This is a genomic window from Vibrio splendidus (genome assembly GCF_024347615.1).
GTDB classification, from domain to species: Bacteria; Pseudomonadota; Gammaproteobacteria; order Enterobacterales; family Vibrionaceae; genus Vibrio; species Vibrio splendidus.
This window is the reverse complement of the sequence record NZ_AP025508.1, coordinates 349,769-369,388: the sequence shown is the minus strand read 5'-3', so window position 1 is coordinate 369,388 and position 19,620 is coordinate 349,769. Positions and strand designations below refer to the sequence as shown.

19 protein-coding genes are annotated in these 19,620 nt (G+C 43.4%); all 19 read right to left on the bottom strand.

What is annotated here, in order from left to right; all coding sequences use genetic code 11:
- Nucleotides 1-3: 3 nt before the first annotated feature.
- Nucleotides 4-492: a rod shape-determining protein MreD gene (mreD, locus tag OCU90_RS01740; RefSeq protein ID WP_004735926.1), complete on the bottom strand. Its 489-nt coding sequence runs from the start codon at nucleotides 490-492 to the stop codon at nucleotides 4-6.
- Nucleotides 482-1,369, bottom strand: coding sequence for a rod shape-determining protein MreC (gene mreC, locus OCU90_RS01735; protein ID WP_004735927.1), 888 nt, complete (start codon nucleotides 1,367-1,369; stop codon nucleotides 482-484). The genes mreD and mreC overlap by 11 nt, the downstream gene beginning before the upstream one ends.
- A 94-nt stretch (nucleotides 1,370-1,463) precedes the next feature.
- Nucleotides 1,464-2,507: a rod shape-determining protein gene (locus OCU90_RS01730; protein WP_004735928.1), complete on the bottom strand. Its 1,044-nt coding sequence runs from the start codon at nucleotides 2,505-2,507 to the stop codon at nucleotides 1,464-1,466.
- A 150-nt stretch (nucleotides 2,508-2,657) separates the two neighbouring features.
- Entirely contained in the window at nucleotides 2,658-6,584 is a 3,927-nt protein-coding gene (locus tag OCU90_RS01725) for a DUF6701 domain-containing protein (protein ID WP_061025055.1), read from the bottom strand.
- A 2-nt stretch (nucleotides 6,585-6,586) separates the two neighbouring features.
- Nucleotides 6,587-7,015: a hypothetical protein gene (locus OCU90_RS01720; protein WP_061025056.1), complete on the bottom strand. Its 429-nt coding sequence runs from the start codon at nucleotides 7,013-7,015 to the stop codon at nucleotides 6,587-6,589.
- A complete protein-coding gene (locus OCU90_RS01715; RefSeq protein ID WP_061025058.1) occupies nucleotides 7,005-7,745 on the bottom strand; it encodes a prepilin-type N-terminal cleavage/methylation domain-containing protein in 741 nt (246 codons plus the stop codon). Before OCU90_RS01715 ends, OCU90_RS01720 begins: the two co-directional genes overlap by 11 nt.
- Entirely contained in the window at nucleotides 7,745-8,314 is a 570-nt protein-coding gene (locus OCU90_RS01710; protein ID WP_017086989.1) for a type IV pilus modification PilV family protein, read from the bottom strand. Before OCU90_RS01710 ends, OCU90_RS01715 begins: the two co-directional genes overlap by 1 nt.
- Entirely contained in the window at nucleotides 8,311-8,802 is a 492-nt protein-coding gene (locus OCU90_RS01705) for a prepilin-type N-terminal cleavage/methylation domain-containing protein (protein ID WP_017096099.1), read from the bottom strand. The genes OCU90_RS01710 and OCU90_RS01705 overlap by 4 nt, the downstream gene beginning before the upstream one ends.
- Nucleotides 8,803-8,946: 144 nt before the next feature.
- Nucleotides 8,947-9,405, bottom strand: a complete 459-nt coding sequence (locus OCU90_RS26080) for a prepilin-type N-terminal cleavage/methylation domain-containing protein (RefSeq protein ID WP_061025060.1) — start codon at nucleotides 9,403-9,405, stop codon at nucleotides 8,947-8,949.
- A gap of 35 nt (nucleotides 9,406-9,440) precedes the next feature.
- Nucleotides 9,441-10,016 carry a prepilin-type N-terminal cleavage/methylation domain-containing protein gene (locus tag OCU90_RS01695; protein WP_061025062.1) on the bottom strand — a complete coding sequence of 192 codons (576 nt, stop codon included), beginning with the start codon at nucleotides 10,014-10,016 and terminating at the stop codon, nucleotides 9,441-9,443.
- A 79-nt stretch (nucleotides 10,017-10,095) separates the two neighbouring features.
- Nucleotides 10,096-10,551, bottom strand: a complete 456-nt coding sequence (locus tag OCU90_RS01690) for a hypothetical protein (RefSeq protein WP_061025064.1) — start codon at nucleotides 10,549-10,551, stop codon at nucleotides 10,096-10,098.
- 3 nt (nucleotides 10,552-10,554) lie between these two features.
- Entirely contained in the window at nucleotides 10,555-11,778 is a 1,224-nt protein-coding gene (locus tag OCU90_RS01685; protein WP_004735942.1) for a type II secretion system F family protein, read from the bottom strand.
- A 12-nt stretch (nucleotides 11,779-11,790) separates the two neighbouring features.
- Entirely contained in the window at nucleotides 11,791-13,515 is a 1,725-nt protein-coding gene (locus tag OCU90_RS01680) for a GspE/PulE family protein (RefSeq protein ID WP_017078837.1), read from the bottom strand.
- On the bottom strand, nucleotides 13,505-14,656 hold the full coding sequence (locus OCU90_RS01675) for a tetratricopeptide repeat protein (protein ID WP_061025065.1): 1,152 nt from the start codon (nucleotides 14,654-14,656) through the stop codon (nucleotides 13,505-13,507). The genes OCU90_RS01680 and OCU90_RS01675 overlap by 11 nt, the downstream gene beginning before the upstream one ends.
- A gap of 2 nt (nucleotides 14,657-14,658) precedes the next feature.
- Nucleotides 14,659-15,498 carry an ExeA family protein gene (locus OCU90_RS01670; RefSeq protein ID WP_004735945.1) on the bottom strand — a complete coding sequence of 280 codons (840 nt, stop codon included), beginning with the start codon at nucleotides 15,496-15,498 and terminating at the stop codon, nucleotides 14,659-14,661.
- 52 nt (nucleotides 15,499-15,550) lie between these two features.
- Nucleotides 15,551-17,188, bottom strand: a complete 1,638-nt coding sequence (gene mshL, locus OCU90_RS01665; protein WP_017084687.1) for a pilus (MSHA type) biogenesis protein MshL — start codon at nucleotides 17,186-17,188, stop codon at nucleotides 15,551-15,553.
- A 15-nt stretch (nucleotides 17,189-17,203) separates the two neighbouring features.
- A complete protein-coding gene (locus OCU90_RS01660; protein WP_004735948.1) occupies nucleotides 17,204-17,536 on the bottom strand; it encodes a hypothetical protein in 333 nt (110 codons plus the stop codon).
- Nucleotides 17,529-18,176, bottom strand: coding sequence for a type 4a pilus biogenesis protein PilO (gene pilO, locus OCU90_RS01655; protein ID WP_061025067.1), 648 nt, complete (start codon nucleotides 18,174-18,176; stop codon nucleotides 17,529-17,531). The genes OCU90_RS01660 and pilO overlap by 8 nt, the downstream gene beginning before the upstream one ends.
- Nucleotides 18,176-19,618: a hypothetical protein gene (locus OCU90_RS01650; protein WP_061025069.1), complete on the bottom strand. Its 1,443-nt coding sequence runs from the start codon at nucleotides 19,616-19,618 to the stop codon at nucleotides 18,176-18,178. The genes pilO and OCU90_RS01650 overlap by 1 nt, the downstream gene beginning before the upstream one ends.
- Nucleotides 19,619-19,620 lie beyond the last annotated feature (2 nt).

Sequence of the window (19,620 nt, the reverse complement as noted above, 5' to 3'; positions counted from 1 at the left end):
ACTCTACCTTACATGCCAATGACGACGTACGCGTCTCATTAATAGAAACATCCAAGGCCAAAGTATACAGTTTATCAATGCACTCCATAACGATAGTGGATTGAAAACGACATCTTGGATCAAATATTCACCAAAGAAGATCAACACCTCAAACAATACCGTTAACGCGGCAATAATCATCGCTTGTTGCCATAGCGCCATGTTACGAATGACTAGGAAATTCATCGCAATAATGTACATAACGATTGCCATCATCATGCCTCGAATACCTAACGTCGAGCCTATCAATAGGTCCCACAATAAGCCCAGAATCAAAGCGCTACCCACGTTAACACGGTGAGGTAGAGCCAAAACCCAGTAACAGGTAACCAGTAGCAGCCAAGATGGTCTAAATAGATCCAAACTACCAGGCCAAGGAATCGTTTGCAGAATAAGGGCTACTAAAAATGAGCAGCCAATGACTACCTTGCTTCTTAAAACGCTATTGGCCATCTTCACCCTCTAACAATGCTTGTTCTATGCTGGATTGATCCGCTTGCATCTGTTTGTTTTCATCAGGCCATACTAGCAGCAAGTATCTGAGCTTATCGAACTCAACCACAGGCTCCGCTTTGATAACGGCAAACTCACGTTTCGGGTCGTAATCAACAGCAGTAACGTAGGCGACTGGATAACCTTCTGGATATACGCCACCAAGTCCAGATGTCACCAATAGATCTTCTTCTTGTATATCGGTACTGGTTGGAATGTGCTCTAGTTGGATCTCATCAATCATGCCATTGCCCGAAGCTATCACTCGAATATCGTTGCGAATAACTTGTACGGGAATTGCGTTGTTTGCGTCAGTCAGTAACAAGACACGACTATTGTGAGCAGCAACAAAAGTCACTTGGCCGACAATGCCTTTTTCGTTGATCACCGGTTGACCTTCATACACCCCATCAATCTGACCTTTGTCTATCACAACTTGATGACGATATGGTGAAGTGTCTACCGCCATAACTTCAGTGACGACTTTCTTTTCATCACGGATAAACGGAGATCCTAACAACTTACGGAGGCGCTTGTTTTCTTCTTGGTATTGCTCAAGCAGAATCAGCTCGCTCTTCAGACGCAAGACTTCTCGTTTAATATTATGGTTGGATTCGATTAGGCCTTTACGAGTACTAAAACGATCGTAGACACCATCGAACATAGTACGAGGTAAGTTGGCTGCATATTGAATAGGTGCAACCATGCTGTTCAATAGATAGCGTACATTTGAGAAAGCATCTAAACGACTATCAGCCAGCATAAGGCTGGCTGATAAAATTACAGCAAAAAACAGGCGCAATTGTAGAGAGGGACCTCTACCAAAAATTGGCTTCATTCTATATTTGGTCCTAGAGCTACATTTGATCCTATAGACAAGGTCCTAGGCTCTTTACATAAAACTAGATAAGAAAAGAGCCTAACACTAGATATTATTCTTCGCTGAACAGGTCGCCGCCGTGCATGTCGATCATCTCTAGGGCTTTACCGCCACCTAGAGCAACACACGTTAATGGCTCTTCTGCCACAACAACAGGGATACCCGTTTCTTCAGTAAGCAGACGATCAAGGTCTTTAAGCAGTGCACCACCACCTGTCAGTACCATACCGTTTTCTGAAATATCAGAAGCAAGCTCTGGCGGACACTGTTCTAGTGCAACCATCACTGCAGATACGATGCCAGATAGCGGCTCTTGAAGTGCTTCAAGAATTTCGTTTGAGTTCAGGCTAAAGCTACGAGGTACACCTTCAGCAAGGTTACGACCACGTACTTCGATCTCATCGACTTCATCGCCAGGGTAAGCTGAACCGATTTCGTGTTTGATCTTCTCTGCTGTCGCTTCACCGATCAAGCTACCGTAGTTACGACGAACGTAGTTGATGATCGCTTCATCAAAACGGTCACCGCCGATACGTACAGAAGACGAGTAAACCACACCGTTTAGTGAGATAACCGCAACTTCAGTCGTACCACCACCGATATCAACCACCATTGAACCCGTAGGCTCAGATACACGTAGGCCAGCACCAATCGCAGCAGCCATAGGCTCATCGATTAGGTAAACCTCACGAGCACCAGCACCTAATGCTGATTCACGGATAGCACGACGCTCAACCTGAGTTGAACCACAAGGTACACAAACCAAAACACGAGGGCTTGGTTTAAGCACACTGTTGTCATGCACTTGCTTAATAAAGTGCTGAAGCATTTTTTCGGTTACGTAAAAGTCAGCAATTACACCGTCTTTCATTGGACGGATCGCTGAAATGTTACCAGGCGTACGACCAAGCATTTGCTTAGCAGCGTGACCAACAGCAGCTACACTCTTTGCAGACCCCGTACGATCTTGGCGAATAGCGACAACGGAAGGCTCATCAAGAACAATGCCTTGGCCTTTTACATATATAAGGGTATTGGCTGTACCTAAATCAATCGATAGGTCGTTTGAAAACATGCCACGAAGTTTTTTAAACATATTCTTCGCTCATCCTGCAAGAATTAGAAGACAAAAATTGCACTAAATGTACCAATGCCTTGCTGTCACGGCAAGGCATTGAAGTATAAACATGGACTGAAACCCGCAATTTCTTACAGATTCCTAACTTAAGGGGCAAAAATTATATTTTTACTGACCTGTTAAACCACTTTCACCTCGGTAGATCACACGATCGTTACCGCGGTAGATGCCGAATGTGACAACGGTGGAGGGATCTTCATCACCTAGTTGGCGCCAGTTGTAACGTAGCCATGGTTGATCTTGATCGCTACCTGAACAAACAACAGGGTTTTCACCAGTTTTAGCCGTTGGTGCAGAGTCATCCATTCTTAACCACAGACGGACTTGCTCACGTGGCGAATCTGTACCTGTTAGCGTATTTTGATTTGCTGTGACGTTTTCCTCTCCATCATCAACACTTCCACTGCCATTGAGTGAAGCTAGTGTAGTTTTGACTGCATTACTGGTCCAAATGACTTGCTTACAGAAATTTGAACCATTAAAGGTGCTGCGATCATCATCGTCATTCACAACAAAGTCACTGCCATCCCAAAACTCAGCACGAAGTGGAATAGTTAGAGTAGTACCAGAATTACCACCAATATCATCAAGCGCCATTCGGCCATAGCGGGCTGGAGGTTGAATTGGGAAAGCTACCGAACTGGTAACAGGGTCAGAATCCGTAAATGACACCGGATCTGTTCCCTCGATTGTTAAGCCAAAGTTTGTAGTAGTCGAGTTAGCATCTGACGTATTAAACGGTGTGTCTCTGCGGCTAACATCATCTGAATCCACAACTCGTTGAAGCTCAGCTGCATTGTCATTAAGCAACCAATGTTTACGATCAGCTGACCATGTTCCAGAGCCCGTATCTAGCAAGAAGCCGTTATCAGTGTTGCTATCATCTAAAACACCAAACTTTGCTTGTAACTCTGTATTAAAGAACCGGTAATTATTAAGAACATTATCCGTATCACTTTCACCAGATGCCATTGGGTACACTTGGTGAACTGCGGAGTCATAAGATTGACTTAGGTATGCGATATCATTTTGATTGGCGACATTCCATTCAGGAGTACCTTGCACAAAGTATTTAGGGTAAAAGCGACCTATCGATTTGCTGCCAGATAAGCCACCTAAAATTGAACCGTAGAAACTCCCAGTTTCTGTCGCAATAAAGTTAAAGCTACCCGCTTCTGAGTACTTCAAACTATCGAACTTATAACCTTTACTCGCCTGGTCATTCGACGAAATTTGTTTAGTTAGCTGAGCTACAGGGGTTAAATCACCTAACTTAGCGTCAGGATAAACCGTAATTAGAGGTGTATCTAAAGTCGTTGTAACTTCGACGCTTGCTGTCGACTTAAAGTAATTGTTCGTCAACAAGTTATCATTAGTGCAAACTGCAGATGAATCGGTATGCTTTATTGGACGAGCATAAACATCAAATGGCACTCCGGCAGCAGCAAAACTATCTGAGTCTTTCTCGTTGCTGTTTCCATCTGAGCTCTTGTTGGTGCAAATCGCAAATTTCCAAGGGCGAGAGTAGACCGAGAAACTTCCCTCTACATCATAATTCCCATCTTCGGGACAACCAGCGAAACCAGTACAATCAAAGCTACTGTCTTTTAAAGTAACATTGAAAAGACCTGATTCAGAAATAGTTAAGTCTGTTGAGGCGCTGCCTTTTTTGAACTCAGGTAAATAAGTCAGCGAACCATCGGAACCACTCCAAGAGCTATCAAGCTCATGAGCAATAGTAACTTCATCCCCAGCTTCACCCACATAGTTTTCAGCAACTACGATTGAATCACCAGAATCACACGCTAAAACTTTAGTTACTGTCGGTGTAGCCTTCCCCGCAATAACGTCAAGGCGATTTGTTGGAGTATTGCCATCCACTAAAGAGAATTTAAATGGCACGAACTTGAACTGACTTTCGACCTCTTTGCCAGAATCATCGACTAATGTCGCTGTTAGCTTATAGCCTGTATCAAAATCAATATTGGCAGTATCTTTAGCGACAACTTTTAAAGTTAATTCACCATCATCATTTGAAACATAATTAGGGTAAGTACCTGAACCTTGTCCTTGTCCTTGTAGTACAGAAACGTCGAATTCATCAGCGTCTGGCGTAATAACTACGGTAACGCTTAGACTTTCAGCCACACCATTATTAGAGGTATTAATGGTAAATTGAGGGGAGTCGTCGCCACACATCAAAGCTAAATCGGTTGCCGGGGAGATATCTATCTCGTAATCATCTGCGGGCTCAAAACACTTGTTCGTAGCTATGATCTCAGAACCATTATTTAAGGTTATGCTTTTCGCAGTAACAGCCCCTTCAACCACTGCGTTATTACTCAAGATAACGTTTTTTTCACTGTACAATAAACCGACAAATTTGGAGTTGTTTGCTAAATCAACCCAAGAATGGATAACGCCACCGTTATAACTAAGATCGTGAACGTAAACCGTTAATTCACCGTTATCTAGTGCCGAGAAGTTAGAACCATTACTTAAAGCAAAGCCTTTCGTATGTATTTCAACAGTATTCCCCGGAGGTATTTCTATGTCGCCAATGGCATTAATACTATCAATCCAGTACGTCCCTGTTTTAAAAACCAATGTCGCATTATTATTTATAGTTAATGTACCAATAGATTCGTTATTTTGAAAAATTCTCGTTTGGTTGTTCTGTACCGTTACTGTTTCCAAACCAGAATCTGGAGCTTGAAAGCTTTCTAATTGCTGTTTAGTTACACGCAACCCGGTATCACCAAAACACTCCGTCCCATCACAACCTTTGCTTTTACGATCAGTTACGTCAGATTGAGCAAAGCCAATATATCTTTTGCCTCCCGATATAGGAGCTCCTGATATATTTGCATTATTTTCAATGGTTATCGATGCTTGGTTATTACTAGTCCATGTTTGAGCGGGCGATGGAAACAACTCACAGATTTCAGACAATGGCGGTTTATCAAATAAGAAGTAAGAAAAAGGTTCAACAACATGCCCTCTTTCAGGGTCTTTAGTCATATCCTCTTCGTTGATAAGAGAGACGCCCGTTTTACTTACCGAACATCTACGCAGCCAGCCACCATTGTTACCATTCCGAGTTCTTTTAGATGCAAGCAAAGTCGGTGTAGAAGTAAAGCCTGATACTGAAAAAGGGCTGACAAGTTTGCACCCCTCAGTAATCGGTTTAATTATATTGTCATTCAAGGTTGTTGTTTGTTTCGTTGAGCCTTGACCAAGCCAGAATTTACGACCATTAACAAAACCTTGTCCTAATCCTGCGACAAAACCAACCTTTTCTGGAGTTATTGAATAGCCATTACGACTAACCTCTGATCGGTCAAGTACCAAAGAAAACGAAGAGCGAGAGGGGTTTAACGCTATAGGAGTCAACCACAATGGAGAACCATTAACGTTATTCTGAACGGTTTGAATTTGAACTAACACACCAGGAGAGCTATTAAAGCTTTGGTTTAATCCAAAATCACTAAAACGCACTGTCTTATTATTATTTCCCCAGCCCCCTGCATTAGAATATGTTTTATCGTAGCTAACTTCACCCGCAACGATTTTTGCACCGTTATCGAATTCAAGCACTCCCGGTTCAATAACCAAATAGTCGATATTTTCCATGGGAGCATCAACATAAGTAACTACTTTATGTCCACTGTTATTAGGGTTGCCACATTTCCCTCCGGGTTTCATTCTTACACACGCCTTTGTGGTAGGAGGGAGGAGTTGCTTCACAGATGCTCCAGATGTCGATACTGACATAACACGCAAATCTGAAGGATATTCAGTTGTGTTTGAATTAAAATTTGAGCGACTAGAGTTGACAGTTGCCATAACAAAAACAAGCGGAGGTGACGTATAGGTATTACCAAAATCAAGCTCGCAACTTACTGACGGTCCGGAAACAGTACATTTATCAGCGGAAATCGTACCAAACTCAAATTGAGGGTTTGTATTAATACTAGCTTGCACTAATGGTGATAAAAAAAGCGCAACTAACAATACAGAGAAATGCTTTATCATAACTACTCCTTCACCCAAACTTCTTGAATTCGTTGCACTTGGTTAATACCTGAACCACAAATGGCAGTAGATTCTATTTTGAAAAAGCCAACACCATCTAACACTCCGATCTGACTGCAAGTTAACTCATCGACGGTACAGATAGTCGACATACCACTACTCACTTGGTTTGAGTTTAAGTTGCTACACACAGTGCTCACACTGGTTGAAACCGCAGGCGAAACCGTTAGTGGATAAACTTGAGTAAGTGCCCACTCATTCGCGGAGTGTGCAAGCAGCCAAGCCTGAGTTCCAAGCTGCTTACGTGTCAATGTATCGTGATTTGACCACTGAACTTGTACTAAAGAAGTCGCAAGGAAGCCCATCACCACAATAACAAATATCGCGACGACCAAAACACTGCCTTGTTGGGATGATTTACTATGGCGCATTGAGTACCTGTACATCTTGTTGGTAAACGCTTACTTCACTGTTTTGCTCAAGCACAAGATCGATGTGAATCACGCCACCTCGCTGCAAGCTTGGCTCTTCGTAGCGGAAGTTACTTTGAGCATAATTGATGCTATCCGCAACGGTGATTCCATTGCGCTGAATTAGGCCTTGGTTCTGAACGGTATCATTCACTAAACAGTAACTCACCGAAGCACTCTCATCGTAAATATAATGGCGTTGAGCAATAGACTGGCTGCTAAGGCTAACAGAGTTAGCGGTAAACACATGACTCGTGGAAACTAAACCTGAGACTGAAATCCGTTTAGTCGAACCAGATCCAAATTCAGAATAAGTGGTGGGATTAATAATGAGGTAATCGCCGGCATCTAACGTGGGCGAGTCTTGCCCGATAATAAAATCAAGCTCATCCGTCGATTCATCAAGGTGATAAAAGCCTGAGTATTTAATAGCATAAAAGGTGAGACATTTTTGAGCAAAGGCCGAAGTAGAGGTAATACTCGAATCAAAACTGTTGGGAACCGCGTGACTGATTTCTCGCGACATTTTCTCAACAACAAATTGCCCTTTCACTTGCACCTTTTGCCGGTCAATAGTCTCAACATACCCTTTCATGCCATATTCAACAAAACCTGCGATAGCGAGACCGATGACGGCAACCACAACAATGGTTACGATCATTTCTATTAGAGTAAAACCACGTTGCTTCATTAGTAGTTCCCCTTATAGGCAATCACGCTGTAGCGGTTATTACCACCAAAGATCTGTACTTCAACGCGCTTCATCGTACCAATAGTATTATCGTTAACACCGTCCATGTTTTGATCATAAAACACGGAAACCTCAACACGAAAATTGGCATAACTGTCTTCAATATTTTCGTCTAGGATATTAGCGAGCGGGTACTTCGTTGATGAGACACACGCTGACTCTGTTGTATCGGTGTACCAACAACCGATATAGTCATCAACATCATTGAAAGCTGCGGGGGTTGCCTCTGAACCATCCACTCCGAGTTCATTGGGAGCAGAACAAGCGGTCGCACCTGCATCACCACAGCGCACCAGACCACCATCAAAGTCACTATGTTCGTCAAAGCCACGCGCCAAAATTTGATTCATCAAACTCTGCCCTAACGCCACTGAACGGTTTTGATAATGTGGATCGGCCGAGCTTGCAACTTGTGGTGCCAAAAAGCTGGTAATAGTGACCATCGCAATGCCCAATACGATAATCGCAACAATGCTTTCAATTAGAGTAAAGCCACGTGAGCGAATCATAGGCACGTCCCTTCACGCACATAGCCTTGAGAATTAATACACACCTGAGCGCTATTACTAGAGGCATTTGAATTAATAGTAATATTAACCCCAGCGCTCACCGAAGGATTACCCAATAAATCAAAATCGATAATTGTATTCGCTGGAGAAAATGAAATATCGGACTCACGTACATAGTCACTACGCGCATCAGCTTGTGATTTTTGAGCGCTATTCGATAGATTTAGACTGCATGCCGTAACTGAACCTAGACAATCACTATTGATAGCAAGACGAAAGCTGTCATTAGCAGCGGAAACGTTTGATTGCATTCGATTAACTTGGATTTGACGGATAACAGAGATGACCTGCTCTTGGGCAGCAAAGGTAGAAAAACTAGAGGTTCCAGCGAAGCGACTCGCGGCAAAAGTTGAAATAATACCGAGGATAATGATAACGATGATCAGCTCTACCAGAGTAAAGCCTTTGGAGATGGGGCTGTTATCCATAATGAGCCTCTAACTGCCTAGCGAATACTGATTATACAAGATAACGAAGCTTACGATATTATGTATATGAATAGCTTTGATCTTTGTGTGCTTTGGATAGAAAAAAGGCCAGCAGGAGCTGGCCTTAAATATCGTATCTATCAATTACTCAGTACAAGAAGTAACTGTAATTCTCGGCTCTTGAGCTGTTGTTGCTGTAGCATCGATCGCGTAAGTTACAAAACACGTAGTGTTGTTGTCAAAGCCGTATACAATAGCACCAGTTGCAGACGAAATTACCGTCCAATCTTCAGCTAAACCTGATACTGCATTGCCAATACCAGCAGATGTAGCTTCAGGGTAACCAAACACTACATTAATATCATTTCCGTTAGCGCCAGAGACTGCTCGGCCTGAAGAAATAGCCTCTAAGCCATCAATTGCAGCTTTGCCATATACAATACCTGCCGCACCAGCCATTGCACCTTTTAAGCCTTCCAAAGAAGACGTACGAGCATCATCTTGCAGGTTTAGGAAACGTGGTGCCGCAGTTACAGCAAGAATACCCAGAATAACAATTACAACCACTAGTTCGATTAGGGTGAAACCGCCTTGTCTTTTCATAGTTAAGCTCTCTCTATGTTTAATTTTACGCAGACTTACTGCAAAGTTACGGTCACACGACCAGTTTTAATTTCGTAAACAAATTGGTGCTCGGTATTACCTTCTAATTGAATGTAAGTACACGTTGCATCACCTGAATTCGCTTGCGCTGAATATTTGTAATTTGAGTCGCTAGCAACATCTGAAACCGCACCAACTTTAGGTGGATTTTGCAGCAAGTTTTCCATCAACTCAGAACAGGTTTTATCTGAAATGTCTTGTGGTGCAGTGCTCGAATCGTTGTTCAGAGTCCATGGATAGCCATCTCTAAAATCGGTATCGACATTATTACTGTTCTTTGATCTTGTTAACCAAAAATCAACACCATCATAATTTACAGTATTGTATGTTTCAACACCAATCTTCTCAGATGGTCTAGCTTCAGCTTCCCATTGTGCTCTTGCCGACAAAACGGCGGTTGCAAAACCACCAGCGACACCTTCAATACTTGATTTTTTAGCCTCATCTGTCACGTCGAGGAAGCGGGGTAAAGCAGCTACCGCCAATAAACCAACGACCACGATCACTATGACTAATTCGACAAGGGAGAAACCCTTTTGATTCTTAAGCATTTTCTACCTACTCATCTAATTATTAACGCGCATTATACATTCGCGCACGTATAAAACCATACAAAAACTGTCAATATTTTCACAAAGCCAAAATATTGGCTTTCACACTAAACCTTTCTTTCTTGAGTAATATATCTATCTGATACTTATCACTATAATGATAACGACAGTGAAACTGTATGTTATCACTTTTATCTTCAATACTCGGTGAACTGAGCCCTAAAATGCTCTCTTGAGGGTATAATTCCTCAAGCCAATAATGACAGTCTCGCTCATCTCCTTGAATCGGCATTATCCAGCCTGTTCGGCTATAACTTTTAGGATGTTCCGAGCTATTGTTTTGCTCAGCACTCGATAACAAATACTGTTGTTTGAACAAATTTGCTTGCTCTAAAATCCGCTTGCTCGCGACGATCAATGCCGTGTTAGTTGCTTCTTCTTCTACCGTTTTAAAGGCAGAGAGCACCCCCACAATAAGAAAAAGAATAACGACACTCCAAATAACAAAACGTGAGCGTTGTAGGTTATTTAGCATTCCCTAGCCTTTGATTGCATCCAGCATTCCCCACATCGGTAGGAAAATACCCAGAGCTAAGATCAGCACCATACCAGCCACAACCACCAATAAAATAGGTTCGATCCTTGCGGTTAAGGTCTTTAAGTCATAATCGACTTCTCGATCATAAAAATCGGATACCTCAAGTAATAGCTCATCAATACGGCCGGTTTCTTCACCCACCGAAATCATTTGTATCACCAGTGGGGTGAAAATTTCGCTATTGATCGCTGTTGAAGAAACCGTACTACCAGCTTCTATTGCGGCTTTCATCGCCTGAACTCTCAATTCAAGGAATCGGTTATCCAACGCTTCCGCAGACAACGACAGCGATTGGTTCAGTGGTACACCGGCTTTTAGCATCAAGGCGAATGTGCGTGAAAATCGCGAAAGTAGCGCTCGATTCACTACCCCACCAATCACGGGTATTTTTAAGCGTAACCTGTCCCACTTTTCCAATCCTTTGTCTGTCTTAACCCATGCTTTGAAAGCAAAGATAAGACCAAAGATAACGGCGAGCATTAAGCCCCAGTAATTAACAAAGAACTCCGACATACCAATTAAGATACGAGTTGGAAGCGGCAGGTCGACACCAAAGCGCGCAAACATACTAGAGAACTGTGGAATAACCTTAATATTGAGAATGAACATCGCGACCAAAATAAAGCTGATCACAAAGGTTGGATACCGCATCGCAGTCTTGATTCTCTTACGAGTCTCTACTTCTTGCTCATAGTATCCAGCCAATTGCAGCAAAGCCTGATCTAGACGACCGGTATTTTCACCAACCCCTATCATAGAGACAAACAGCGGGCTGAACACCTTGGGATGCATCTGCATCGATGCTGATAATCCACGACCATTGGTTAGCTCAGCAACCACGTCTTCTAAGGCCGCTTTCAACTGCTTATTTTCACAGTTTTGGGTCAGGCCTTTCATCGACCTTAATAGTGGTACACCCGCCTTGGTTAGGCTGTATAACTGTCGACAAAACAGAACCAAGACTTCAAGCGGAACATTGGGTGAAAACAGGCTCGATACATCCATATCCAGCACTGAACCACCACTTTTACCCAGCTTGATTGAGGTCGGAATAATCCCCTTACTCATCAAACTTTCTGCAGCAAGATCTTCGTTATTCGCATCTAACTGGCCAGTCACTTGGCTGCCATCAGAACTGCGACCTACATAACGATACGTTGGCATATCACTCTACCCCTACAGATAAATTGGGTCAGTGGCACCGGAAGCATCGCCTTCACCAAGGTGCATGATCTCATCGAGGCTCACGACACCTTGCAAAGCTAGCTCCATCGCAGAAGCCAACAACGGTTTGTAATTTTTAGACCGCCTTGCCGTTTGAGCAAAGCCAACCGCATCGTTCGCTCTAAGTGCATCCATCATGTCTTGCTCTAGCTCCAACATTTCAAAGACACCAATACGCCCGCGATAACCGGTTAGGTTACAGTTCTGGCAACCACGACCTTTCATGAATGGCACAGCCACTTGATTAGGGAAACGTACGCTCAACCACTGCTTACGAGGTTCATCCAATTCATCCTCAACCTTACAATCAGTACACACTTTACGAACTAATCGCTGTGCCACTACCGCTCTCACGGCACTTGCCACGAGATAACCGGGAGCACCCATGTCCATCATACGCAGCGCACTGTCTACTGCATCGTTGGTATGCAGCGTACTTAATACTAAGTGACCAGTCAGTGCGGCTCTCAAACCAATCTCAACGGTTTCGTGGTCACGCATCTCACCAATAAGGATGATATCGGGATCCTGACGAAGAAAAGTTCTGAGGATAGTAGAGAAATCGAGATTGATCTTAGGGTTTACCTGAACTTGGTTCACACGAGGAAGGCGGTATTCCACAGGATCTTCCGCAGTAATGATCTTTTTGCCTGGCTCGTTTAATTCGCTTAGCGCACCATAAAGGGTGGTTGTTTTACCTGAACCCGTCGGGCCAGTGACCAAGATCATGCCATGTGGACGGCGTAACTGTTGACGAAGTCGAACCAACAGATCACTTGGTATTCCTGATGCTTCTAATTTACGAAGGCCGGCTGATTGGTTGAGAAGACGCATAACCACAGACTCACCATGTTGCACGGGCATAGTCGACATACGAATATCAACAGACTGACCTTTGGCTCGAATGTTAAAACGACCATCTTGAGGAAGACGCTTCTCTGAGATATCGAGGTTTGCCATTAACTTCAAGCGCAGTACGAGTGCAGAAGCAATATTGACTTCATTCAGCAGTGTTTCATGCAGCACGCCATCAATACGCTGACGAAGACGCAATACGTTTGAATCTGGCTCAATATGAATATCAGATGCACCGACTTGGATTGCATCTTCAAATAGCGAGTTGATCAGCTTAACGACCGTAACTTCGTCACTGTCTTCACCAGCAATATCAAAATCAAAGGCGTCATTGACTTGGTGTTCAGCATGAAGCTGCTCGGCGAAAGACGCTATTTCTTTGGTTCGGCGGTAATAGCGATCAAAGCCATCCACTAATTGTCTTTCTTGAGCGACAACGAATTCAAGCGCGTAGTCACCTAGTTGGCCAAGCAAAGATTCCTGAGCAAACAAGTCCGCAGGATCACTCATGGCGACACGTAACGTATCGCCTTGGCGTCCAATCACCAATGCACGAAGACGACGAGCATGCACTTCAGGTAAAAGCTGTACCGCTTCAACATCAACAACGGCTCGACTTAAATCAATGAGAGGAATAGCGAGTTGCTGAGACAAGAAACTCAACATCTGTTGTTCTGATAAGAAACCAAGTTCAATCAGCGCATCACCTAGCTTACGACCGGTACTTTTTTGAGCAGAAAGAGCTTGTTCAACTTGGGCCTCAGTGATGATTCCCTCTTCGACGAGCAAATCACCTAGCCTTTTTCTTAATCTAATTTGCATCGCCACTCTCCTCTAAAGCTTTGATTATTTTTAAGCGGTCACGCACAAAGTTTTGCGATTGAGATGAGATTCCAATTCTGGTTAAGGCACCTTGGTATGACTCTTTTGCTGCAGAAAAATCAAGTTGACGCTCTTGTTGAATCGCAAGACCAAGCCACCAGCGAGCATTATCTGAATCAACCTCGACTAACTTTTGGTAACTCTCGAGTGCGATGTCTTCTTGCTGAGATTTTTGACTCAACGCCGCACGCATTGCTAAATAATCTTGAGTAGGATTTGGTGGCAGATGGATTAACGGGCTTAAAGCTGCTTCTGCTTGATTCGCTTTAACCAGCAGTTTAGATAACCCTAATCGCAGTTTTTCACTGTTGATGTTGAGCTTGATACCAGACTGATACAACTCATAGGCTTTACGAGTATCGCCTTTACCAAAATAGAGAATCGCGAGTTTCTGACGAACATCTTCATTGCGTGGCGTATAACGCAAGGCTTCGGTGTAACCTTTCAAAGCACCAGTAAGATCATTCGCATCAAGCGCTTTCTGAGCTCGCCCTTGTGCATTCACTGATAACTGCTCAGGTGTTAGCTCTACCTGCTCAATCAACATTTCGCTATTTTCTGAACTGTCAGAAGATTCTTTCTCATTAGAGATAGGAGCCGGAGCTTTTTTTGCAACGCTAGCAACGTAAATCGGCTTTGGAATGTCAATGTTACTCGCTTTAGCCGTGCTTAACGGTTTAGGCGTAACCTCAGGGGTTCTCGCTTTAGAAGTACTCGACGTTGTCGTTGGCTTAACTTGAACGTTATTTGCCGCTACTGTGCTTTCTGCGGAACGGGGCGTTAAATCTAGCGTCACGAATTTCTTGGTTGGCGATGAGAGTGTTTGAGTAACAACATTCTGCATTTCTCCAGAACTCTCTACGACAGAGACCTGAACTTGTGCATCTCGAGTTGAGATTGAATGTTCAACGGTAGGCCCTTGTGATATAGCCCAACCGCCCATCGCTAAACTCAAAGTAAAGCCCGCAACAACCCAAACCAATGGGGAACGCGTTTTTACTTTAGGTACAACTGCTGCTTCAATCGAAGTCGCTGACTTTTTCTTTGCCAATTCAGACAAGGCGTTATTTATGACGCTCATAATTAATTCCAACCCCACAGTATTGGCGTTTTAAATTTAGGCTTACATACATCGTAAGTTTCATGCATGGCTGAAAACAGGTGCTGGTTGTCGATACTTTTCTTATCTTCACTGAACGAGAGCAAAAGAGCCTTATGGCATAGTTGATTTATCAATCTTGGAATACCTAACGAGGAGCGACAAATCGCCTTTTTTTGATTCAAACTGAACAATTCAGGATTGCCACCAGATTTAGCGATCCGATTATCAATATACGCCACCGTTTCATCGAGAGTCAGCGGTCTCAGTGTTGAACTAAACGTGATTCTTTGACGAAACTGCCTAAGGTGATAAGCCTCTAATCGAACATCCAATTCAGGCTGCCCTAATAAAACAATTTGCAGCAGTTTTTTATCTTCAGTTTCAAGGTTACCGAACAACCTTAATGTTTCGAGAGCTTCATCCGATAGAGCTTGAGCCTCATCAAGAATCGCTACCACTCTTAAACCTGAGTTGTGTAACTCAATGAGCTTATGCTGAATGTTATCAACTAAGGTTGCTTCATTATCGATAGTCAAACCCAGTTCTTTAGCAACGGCTTGGCGTAAATCAGCACCAGAAAGTACAGGGTTTGGCAGGTAAATAAGAGCCGTACAATCATTTAGGTGATTGACCAACATCCGACAAACCATGGTTTTTCCAGTACCAACCTCTCCGGTGACCTTAATCACGCCTTCGCCCATTTCTAACGCTGAGATCACCGTCTGAATCGCTTCGAAATGAGGCGCTAAACCATAAAATAAATCGGTATTCGGCGTTAAAGTAAATGGCAGTTGTTCAAAACCAAAGTGAGCTTGATACATCAGTGACCTAGCTTAGTTAGATACTGCCAATCTACATGGAGAAGATGAGTGGCTACTCTTCATCAGGGAACCATTCTTGTAAAAGGTCTCGAGAACGCTCCAACTCAGATTGCCAAGTATTGACGCCTACAATGGTCGGTTTCAATAAAATCACAAGCTCAGTTTTTTGAGTTAATTGACTGGTGTTGCGGAACAAGTGACCGAGTGCTGGGATATCACCAAGGAATGGGACTTTAGAGGTCACATCACTGGTATTTGATTTCATTAACCCACCAATCACCACAACATCTCCATCTTTGGCTCGAATCACTGAATCAGACTCACGAATAGAACTTTTCGCCAAAGGAAGTTGCACCAAGCCCGTCGTGGAACCTAGGTTGAGCTCTTTCACTTCTTCCTCTACTTCAATAACGGCTGGGTGAACATGTAAGAACACACTACCTTTATCGTCTATCTGAGGAGTAACATCTAAAGAGATGCCAGAGAAGAACGGAGTTAATTCAACTTCAGGTGCGACATTCGCGTCATCACCACTACCGACCGAGCTTGATAAATCTGTTACGTAGTATTCGTCGGTACCCACTTTAATAACCGCTTTCTGGTTATTTGCCGCCGTGACTCGCGGGCTCGATAGAACATTAAGGTCACCTTGAGTGTCCATAAAGCTCAAAACTGCTTCAAAGCTGCCATCTGAAATCGTTACGTTAGTTTGTCCGCCTAACAAAGAGCTGATTGCATCTAACGGCGGTAAAGTACTTGCCGGACGATCAATTACAACGCCACCGCTGCCAATCGACTTAGACAAATTCGACCAGCTAATTCCCTGTTGGTAACCATCACTCAAAGTGACTTCCATGATTTTGGCTTCCAAGATAACTTGGCGCTGCAAACGCTTCTGAGAAATGCCTAAGAACTCTCGAACCTCACGAATTTCGTCAGGGTAAGCACGAACCGTAATCACACTGGCTTGTGGCGTTACCACTACGCTTTGCCCATCACCAGAACCAATGAGGTGAGCCACTGCCGCTTCAAGCTGTGGCCAGAAATCACTTTCAGAGGTCGTTTCAATCTCTGTTCCGCCATTCGATGTCGAATTCGATGAGTTAGAAGAGTTGGATGAATTTGACGAGTTTGAGTTCGAGCTTGAAGAGCTCGATGAATTCGAATCTGAGTTAGAGATCGTGCCTGTGGTGATGGTCGTCAATGAGCGACCTGAACGCTTCACTTGTAAGTAATCAACCGGGATCGTAACCGTACGCAGACCAGCAGGGTAAATCTGAATAACTTTGCCACGTTTTTCTATATCGTAACCATACATATCCTGAGCAACAGCCAACACTTCATCTAACGTCACGTCAGTTAAGTTAAGAGTAAGGTTTCCAGACACTCCAGGGTGAATAGCCGCGCTGTATTCAGTGCCTTTTACCAAGCTAGCAAAAAAGGTTCTCGCTTCAACACCTTTAGCTTGAATACGAAAACGCTTAACGGTTTCCATACCCGGAGACATGGTATCCGAATTAAGCTGAGGCATCAGGTCATCTTGTACCGAAGAAGGAAGATCACGAAGCGCTTTGCTATTCGCTTCATTAATCGATTCGTTTAAAGACTCTTTGATCTCAACGGGATCTCGATGCCCCATCGAACAGCCGACTAAAGATGACACTAGGATTGCTACTACAAGTTTACGCATGTCTTCACTCTAACCTTAATTATTCTTAACATCTAAAGAGAACATCTCTAATTTCCACTGCTTAGAGCTTCTCTGCAGAGTGACGTATTCTGGATCTATGTTCTTAACTCGGTACCCTCTGATCGTTTCTCCTTGACCGAGAATCTGACCATTCATAATCGCATAGCAAGGTGTATCGCCTTTGCACACAATACTTTCTAGAGAAGGTAAGCGATAACGAGTTGGCGCCTTTTTAGCTGACGTTGTTTTTTGTTGTGGCGTCAACCAGCCTAATGGCGCTGTAGGATCCTGTTCGGCCCAAGCCATTTGGCTACTAAAAAGTAATGACAACAAAAGAGTTCTAACCACCGATAAACTCCTGTCTAGTACCTAGTGTGTAAACCTCAAACACCAGTCGAGCTTTAGGATATTCTTCGACCGAATACTGAAATGTGCGCCAGTAATAACTGACAGGAAGAGACTCAAGCGCTTGAAGATAAGCGGAAATATCAAAGTAACTGCCCGTTAATTCCATTCTTACAGGGTGAAGAAAGTAGCCTGAATATTCACTGGTCTCTTGATTATTCGAAATCGCTTCCGGTTTTAACGACTCTAGCGATTCGAGCTTAAGTCCATTTCCGGCATTAAGAACACTCTCCAATAGCTGAGACATTTGAGAAGGCGTGATCAGTCCATCGACAATCTGGGAAAGCTGAAGTGACAGATCTTGGCTCTCCACCAGCAGTTTTTTGTACTCTCGATTAATGTCTTTGTCTGGGTCTTTGTTTAACTTAGCTTGAAGAACGAGCAACTCACCTTGCTGTCTCTGGTTTGCCTGAGTCAGATTCATCGTCTTTGCATTTTTAGCCTGTAAATCGAGATACGTAGGCTCAACCAACAAGGTGAACAACAACATGAATAGGCCAACAAAACCACACACGAAAAGTAGCCATTTTTCTCTCTGACTTAATGCAAGAAACTTATCGCTGAGCTGGTTCCACTGCTGCATTATTTACTCTCCCTGCGAGTACTTAGCTCAAACGTCACGACATCCTGATCATTGCGACCAATTTTTAGTTTTTCAAAAGCACGTCCAACTAAATTAAGCTCACTTTTAAACTGACCAATCCAGTTAGGAACCACATTTGCGTTACGAGCAAAGCCACTAAGATCTAAAGTATCGTGAGTCATGTAGATGTGCGAAAGAGAGATGTCATTTCGGCCTAATTTAGCTAAGGAATTCATGACGCCAGAATACCCGACTTGTTGTGATTCGTCGTATTGTCCTACCGCCTTCAAAGCCTCTTTTTCAGCCTGAGTCTCACGTTTGAGACGCGCAACTGCCGCCACTTTCTCTGGAGACGGTTTATGCTGAGTTAACTTACTATTCAATTGGTTAACTTGCTTGTTAAGCTGGTTCGAGTCATGTTGCAAAGCTGTTAGGGCTTTATCTAGATTAGAAGCTTGATACTGCATTACAAAGTAACTACCAAGTAGCAGCACACAAACAAGCCCCCAGCTCGCAATAACATTGGTCAGCGTAAAATATTCTTTCTTAGGCTTGAGATGTTCAGGGTAAAGATTGACATTAAAAGCCTCTTTTTCAGCCGCGAGCTTAACCAACAAACTCTCTGAATTATCACGCTCACCTTCAACGAGCAGAGAAACGGTCGAACTCAATGTGTTATTTAACGCGCCTTGTAACTCAGACTCATCTTCCTCATCACAGCAGATTTTCAACTGATGAAGTTGAGTACCTTTAATTTGAGAAGAAAGGTAATCAATCGAGCGTTGGAGTTCTAGAGCAAGACCATCTAACTGCAGAGCGCTTGATGCAACACCCGTTAAAGGTGGAACAACACTACGGATGCTTCTTTGAAAGCAAACGGTATTTTCAACAAACGCACCCAGCTTAAAGTGTGAATTGGCGCTGCGCTGCAAAAGGATGAAATTAGACAGTTCGCCAGCACTGTAACCCCAGATTTCATCTTCAGGAGCAACGCCTATTAATTCAACCTGAACCGAGTTAGCAATATTCAAAAGCTTGTCTAACAGCTTTTTAGGCAGAACATACACTTGCAGCTTATTCGACGTCGGTAACGCGACCGCACTCGCGATAATTTCAGTCACTCTTTCAGAGACAAGATCTTTGAGTAAAAAAGGCAGGGCAACCGACCATTCACTCTCTGGAATGTCCGGTTTATCAATTTGGTAGGTTTGGTAGTAGTTAGCACAGACAATCAGCTGGAGGCTATTACTGGTAAACGCCTCACTGCTAAGCGATTTTTTTAGCGCACTCTCCCAGTCCCCATTAACCACGGGAATGCTGGTTACTTGAGGTTCTTGTTCTGTCGATGAAATATAAATGGCATCGTTGCCTAACATGACAACTTGAGAGCTGCCTTTATTATTCGTTGGCTTTATCTTGTCTAAAATCGCTTTAAAATTCATTG